Origin of the sequence: Pseudoalteromonas sp. S1650 (assembly GCF_005887195.1) — a bacterium.
Classification (GTDB): Bacteria; Pseudomonadota; Gammaproteobacteria; order Enterobacterales; family Alteromonadaceae; genus Pseudoalteromonas; species Pseudoalteromonas simplex.
The window spans coordinates 1-5,784 of the sequence record NZ_PNDF01000128.1; the positions used below are offsets into that span (position 1 = coordinate 1).

Annotated in this window: 6 protein-coding genes; all 6 read left to right on the forward strand. The window is 40.1% G+C overall.

The window, feature by feature from the left end; all coding sequences use genetic code 11:
* Positions 1–824: 824 nt before the first annotated feature.
* From tolQ to ybgF, 6 genes are read left to right on the forward strand one after another with little or no spacing between them, the layout of a single operon-like run.
* Positions 825–1,529 (forward strand): protein TolQ, encoded by a 705-nt coding sequence (tolQ, locus tag CWB80_RS21775; RefSeq protein ID WP_054553012.1) that lies wholly within the window; start codon positions 825–827, stop codon positions 1,527–1,529.
* Positions 1,516–1,941, forward strand: a complete 426-nt coding sequence (gene tolR, locus CWB80_RS21780) for a protein TolR (RefSeq protein ID WP_054553013.1) — start codon at positions 1,516–1,518, stop codon at positions 1,939–1,941. Before tolQ ends, tolR begins: the two co-directional genes overlap by 14 nt.
* 1 nt (position 1,942) lies before the next feature.
* The gene (gene tolA / locus CWB80_RS21785; RefSeq protein WP_054553014.1) at positions 1,943–2,881 is read left to right on the forward strand and encodes a cell envelope integrity protein TolA; all 939 of its coding nucleotides are present in this window, start codon (positions 1,943–1,945) and stop codon (positions 2,879–2,881) included.
* 9 nt (positions 2,882–2,890) lie between these two features.
* A complete protein-coding gene (tolB, locus tag CWB80_RS21790; protein WP_054553015.1) occupies positions 2,891–4,249 on the forward strand; it encodes a Tol-Pal system beta propeller repeat protein TolB in 1,359 nt (452 codons plus the stop codon).
* 34 nt (positions 4,250–4,283) lie between these two features.
* Positions 4,284–4,826, forward strand: a complete 543-nt coding sequence (gene pal, locus CWB80_RS21795; protein WP_054553016.1) for a peptidoglycan-associated lipoprotein Pal — start codon at positions 4,284–4,286, stop codon at positions 4,824–4,826.
* Positions 4,827–4,838: 12 nt separating this feature from the next.
* On the forward strand, positions 4,839–5,600 hold the full coding sequence (gene ybgF, locus CWB80_RS21800; protein ID WP_054553017.1) for a tol-pal system protein YbgF: 762 nt from the start codon (positions 4,839–4,841) through the stop codon (positions 5,598–5,600).
* Positions 5,601–5,784: the final 184 nt, after the last annotated feature.

Below are 5,784 nucleotides of genomic sequence, written 5' to 3' on the forward strand. Positions count from 1 at the left end.
AACCACTAACCACTAACCACTAACCGCTTACCACTGGGTTGTTGTCTCATTTTAACACCTGTAATTCACATGCTGTTAAGATATCGATAGGTATTCTCATTGACGTTTGTGTAGGCAAAAAAAAGCCCGCATAAGGATGCGGGCAAACAACAAGTTGAAGGAAGTAATCCAGGGAACTACGGTCTACTTAAAAAAGGTTTTATCCAGATTTAAGCAAACCTAGTGCAATACGAATTTTCATATTGCTAAAAACGGAGCTTAATGAAAGAAACTTTCATGAGGTTGCTAGCTCGGTATAGGTAAATAATACGCAATGATGGATTTTTCTTCAAACTAGAAAAATTTTATTTTCAGATAAAAAAAACTAATGTTAGTGTATTTTTTAATTGTTTTCTTTTTGTTCACATTGTGAATATATTAATTTTAAGTTTATGAATGGGAAGGTTTTTATAAATTTTAAGAACTTTATTCAGGATTAGTTTAAGTATTCTGTAGTAGATTCGTAAAAGTGCTTTTGGGTGTTTATGCGTTATTTATGAATAAACGCCGAGTTTTTGGCTGTTTTGGTTGCTTTTTAGTGTCACTGTAGTGACTTATTATTAAGGTGAAAATATGCATAATTGTATTGATAAAACCTAATATGGCTAAAAAATAACTAAGCAAATTGCTTTTTACCGTTATTTGCCGCTAATTCACAGCAAGAGCGTTGTCAGTTCATAGCTGACTAGATACACTAGATGTAACTTTTGGCCGCCTTTGTGGTCAATAAATACAAGTGTAAAAAATATAACAAATTACATAGAAATCTATTTTAGGAGTTTAACGTGGGATCAGGGCTTAACTTTTTAGATCTTATTCTAGAAGCCAGTGTACTTGTCCAGCTAGTAATGTTGGCATTAGTCGGTATGTCGGTAATGTCATGGGCAATTATCTTTCAGCGTAAAAAAGCGATTTCTGATGCACTTAATGGCGCAAAGCGCTTTGAGCAGAAGTTTTGGTCGGGTATTGACCTAAGTAAATTATACAACGAAGTATCAGCGCGTCCTGGAGGCGCATCAGGTGTTGAAGCATTATTCGTTGCAGGTTTTAAAGAGTTTGCACGTCATAAGAAAAATTCACCACAAAGTGCAAGTATTGTTATGGAAGGCACACACCGTTCAATGCGTGTTGCTTTATCGCGTGAAGTTGAAAAGCTTGAGTCAAGTTTATCGTTTTTAGCAACAGTGGGTTCTATTAGTCCTTACATCGGCCTGTTTGGTACGGTGTGGGGTATTATGAACGCATTTATCGCATTAGGTGAAGTTAAGCAAGCAACGCTACAAATGGTAGCGCCAGGTATTGCTGAAGCACTAATCGCAACAGCAATGGGTTTATTTGCTGCAATTCCAGCTGTTATTGCTTACAACCGTTTTGCAAACAAAGTAGAAAAGCTTGAAGGTAATTATATTAACTTCATGGAAGAGTTCGCCAATATTTTACACCGCCAAGCTGCTGCGCAAATAGAGGCTAAAGCGAATGTACCAGCGTAAGAAACGTCGCCCAGTAGGTGAGATAAACGTAGTTCCTTACATTGACGTAATGTTGGTACTACTAATCATATTTATGGCAACTGCGCCACTTATTACTCATGGTGTAAAAGTAGATTTGCCAAAGATGGAAGAATCGGATCTTGTTGATACTAAAGATACGCCTCCAATTATTGCGTCAATTGATGCTGAAGGTAAATACTATGTAAGTATTGGTACAGATCCTGAAGCACCAATGGAAGCGTTGGATGTTGCTGCAGTGATTAAACTTCAGCTGCAAAAGAATCCAGATACGCCAGTGATGATCAAAGGTTCGGGCCGTGTTTCTTATCAAGAAGTACTGCTACTCATGGACTTTTTGAAAAATGCCGGTGTGCCTTCAGTGGGTCTAATGACCGAATCATTTGAGGGTTAGTATGCGTGAGTCATTAATCAAATCGATTCTATTACATCTGGGGATTATTGGTTTTTTAATTGGATCAGCTAGTTTTCATTTACCTACTCCTAAGGTAATGGAAGTAACTTTGAATCCAGCTATGCCTGAGCCAGAAAAGGCTGTTTCAGCAGTTACGGTAGACCAACAAAAGGTTGAACAAAAAATTGCTGAGCTAAAAAAGCAAGAAGAAGCTAAAAAACAAGCTGAAGCAAAGCGTCTTCGTGATCTCGAACGACGTGCTAATGATGCACGTAAGCAACGTGAAGCGGAAGACCGTCGTCTTAAAAAGCTAGAACAACAGCGCCGCGCGAAAGAGAAAGAAAAAGCAGAAGCCGAAGCACAAGCGAAAAAAGCACGTGAAATTCAGCAAAAAGAACGTGCTAAAGCGCAACAAGCAGAAAAGCAAAAGCAAGAAGCTGAAGCAGCAGCAAAAGCTGCAGCAGAAAAGCGCAAAGCTGAAGAAGAGGCGTTAAAGAAAGCGGAAGAAGAGCGTAAGCGTAAAGCTGCCGAAGCAGAAGCTGAACGTAAACGCAAAGAAGCCGAAGCCGAGCGTAAACGCCAGCAAGCATTGCAAGAGCAAATGTTGCAAGAGCAGTTAGCTGCTGAGCAAGCTGCACGAAATAAAGTTCGTCAACAGCAAATTGTAAGTGAAGTCGATAAATATAAAGCCTTAATAATGGCACGTATTCAGCAAACTTTACTTATCGATGAAAAGATGAAGAATAAACAATGTCGTGTAAATATTCGTCTTGGCTTTAATGGCTTAGTAACACAAGTTAAGTCATTAGGTGGTGATAAATTAGTGTGTGAAGCTGCGCTTCGAGCTGTTCGTATGGCAGATACACTCCCGGTATCACCTGATAAAGACGTATTTGAGCAACTTAAAAATATTAATTTAACAATCAAGCCAGAATTCTAAAGGAATGATATGTTCAACCAGATAAAAACAGCATGTTTTATTGTATTACTGGGCTTTCATGGCATCGCCAGTGCTGCACTAGAAATTGTTATTACCGAAGGTGTTGATGGTGCACGTCCGATTGCGGTTGTGCCATTTCAATACAATGGGGTTGGCCCCATCCCTGAAAAGTTAAGTACTGTTATTGCAGCAGACTTAATGCGTAGTGGTAAATTTAAACCTATTGATGTAGCAACAATGCCTCAATTACCAGCAACTGATACTGACGTTGACTATGCTGCATGGGTTAATAAAGGTGTTGAAGCCGTTCTTGTTGGTCAAGTTGAACAACAGCCAGGTGGACGTTACTTAGTTAAGTATGAGCTTATTGATGTTATTCGTGGTCAGATCACGGGTGGTCAAACACAGATGATGAGTAACGGTAAGTTAGTTAAAAGCCAAGACCATATTCTTGATGCAAGAGAAAGTGTAATAGCTGAAACGGGTTTCCGCCGCTACGCTCACCGCATCAGTGATGTTGTATACGAAGCTTTAACTGGCGAAAAAGGTGCATTCTTAACGAAGATTGCCTACGTTATTGTGAGAGAAAATCAGGCAATGCCTTATCAGTTAGTCGTTGCTGATTATGATGGTTTTAATGAGCAAGTATTACTTCGCTCGAAAGAACCATTAATGTCACCGGCATGGTCACCAGATGGTACTAAGCTTGCGTATGTAACATTTGAAAATCGTCAAAGCCAAATTTACATTCAAGATTTATACACGGGTAAACGTGAGCTGATCACAAGTCACCCTGGTATTAATGGTGCGCCACAGTTCTCACCTGATGGCAAAAAGCTACTATTAGTGCTCTCTAAAGACCGCAATGGTGCAACAGAAGTATATGTTTTAGACCTTGCAACTCGCAAAGAAAGACGCCTTACAAATCACCGTAGTATAGATACTGAACCATCTTGGTTCCCTAATGGGCAAGATATTGTGTTTACGTCTGAAAGGGGTGGTAATGCCCAGATTTATAAGTTAAATTTGCAAACTGGTAGGTCAAAACGCATGACGTTTGACGGAGATATGAACCTAGCAGGTTCGGTTTCTCCAGACGGAAAAGAATTAGTGATGGTGAACCGTACCAACGGTCAATACCATCTTGCTAAGAAAGAGCTAGCTACAGGTGCGTTCCAAGTATTAACTAGAACACGCCTTGATGAATCGCCGAGTATCGCACCAAACGGCTCGATGATTATCTACAGCACGCTTCATAATAATAAACAGGTGTTGGCGTTAGTTTCTATGGATGGTCGCTTTAAAGCACGCTTACCTGTGCTAGACGGACAAGTTAAGGCACCGGCTTGGTCGCCTTATTTACAGTAATTATACTGGTTTACTCAATATAGGAATCAATTAAATGCAACTTAATAAAACTTTAAAAGGCCTGCTAATTGCTGTGCCAGTGATGACATTAGCGGCGTGTAGCTCTTCTTCAGGTGTTGATGAAGGTGCTGCAAACCAATCTAACCAAGGTATGGTTGAGCAATCAAACAACACTGATACTGTTGAAGTTGCAACGCTTACTCCAGAGCAACAAGCTGAAGAAGCACTTCGTGAAAAATACGAAGCGTTACGTCAAGAGCAAATCATTTACTTTGGTTTTGATAACGCAAAAATCCAAAGCAAGTATGCTGAACTATTACAAGCACACGCTGAATTCTTAGTACAAAACCCTTCAGTTAAAGTACTAATCGAAGGTCACGCTGATGAGCGCGGTACGCCTGAGTACAACATCGCACTAGGCGAGCACCGTGGTCAAGCAGTAGAAAAATACTTACAAAGTTTAGGTGTTTCTGCTAGCCAAATGTCAGTAGTGAGCTATGGTGAAGAGAAGCCAATGGTTAAGTCTCGCACTGAAGAAGCGTTCGCGAAGAACCGTCGCGCAGTATTAGTTTACTAATAAAGAGTCATTATGAAGCCGAAAATTATTTTGGCAGCAATGATCTTAAGCGGGAGCACCCAGTTATGGGCTGCTCCCGCTCCTGTTTCAGAAGCTGCAAGCTCGCAATCGAGCATTGAGAAGCGTTTAGTCGCTTTAGAAAACATGATGAAGTCACGTAATTTATTGCAAGCTGAGCTTCAGCAGCAGCTTAATATTTTACAAGACGAAGTGAGCCAAGTACGTGGTATTACAGAAGAGCAAAGCTATAAGCTTGAAAAAGTACTGCAACGTCAGCGTGAGCTATATCAAGAAATTGAGAACCGAGTTAGCCAAGCTTATAGCCAGCCTGCTGCAACACAAACTCAACCTACAAATACTTATACAGATGTAGGTGCATCACAGGCAATCAGTTCAGACTTATCTGAAAACGAAGCTTATGAGCGTGCAGTGGCGTTAATCATGAAAGATAAACGTTATGAGCAAGCAATTCCTGAGTTTCAAGCATTCTTAACGACATACCCAAATTCAGTGTATGCATCTAATGCGCATTATTGGTTAGGTCAGCTGTTAACTATTCAAAACGATCAAGCAGGTGCGACTGAGCACTTTAAAGTTGTTGTGAATGAATACCCTAATTCTAATAAGCGCCCAGATGCAATGTTAAAGTTAGGAAACTTATTAGCGGATCAAGGTTTAGGCGAGCAAGCCCTTAAAACCTTTAATGATTTAATTAATCAGTACCCAAGTACTACCGCTGCTAAATTAGCCACAGAACGTCTGTCGCAAATGTAGATTTGACCTGATTAGACTGCTTTTTGACATAAGCGGTCTAAAATTAGGCAACTAGACATAAAAACTTAAAAAAAGAGATATTTTCTGTTGCACTCAGCATTTAAATAAGTATTATAAGCGCCCGCAGCAGGCGATTGGTAACAACAGCCAAAATGCGGAAAAAAGAGCGGGTCATTAGCTCAGT

Bases quoted from the DNA above. Each gene is read 5' to 3' on its own strand.
- tolR (WP_054553013.1), top strand. From the start codon at position 1,516: ATGTACCAGCGTAAGAAACGTCGCCCAGTAGGTGAGATAAACGTAGTT.
- tolA (WP_054553014.1), top strand. From the start codon at position 1,943: ATGCGTGAGTCATTAATCAAATCGATTCTATTACATCTGGGGATTATT.
- pal (WP_054553016.1), top strand. From the start codon at position 4,284: ATGCAACTTAATAAAACTTTAAAAGGCCTGCTAATTGCTGTGCCAGTG.
- ybgF (WP_054553017.1), top strand. From the start codon at position 4,839: ATGAAGCCGAAAATTATTTTGGCAGCAATGATCTTAAGCGGGAGCACC.
- tolB (WP_054553015.1), top strand. From the start codon at position 2,891: ATGTTCAACCAGATAAAAACAGCATGTTTTATTGTATTACTGGGCTTT.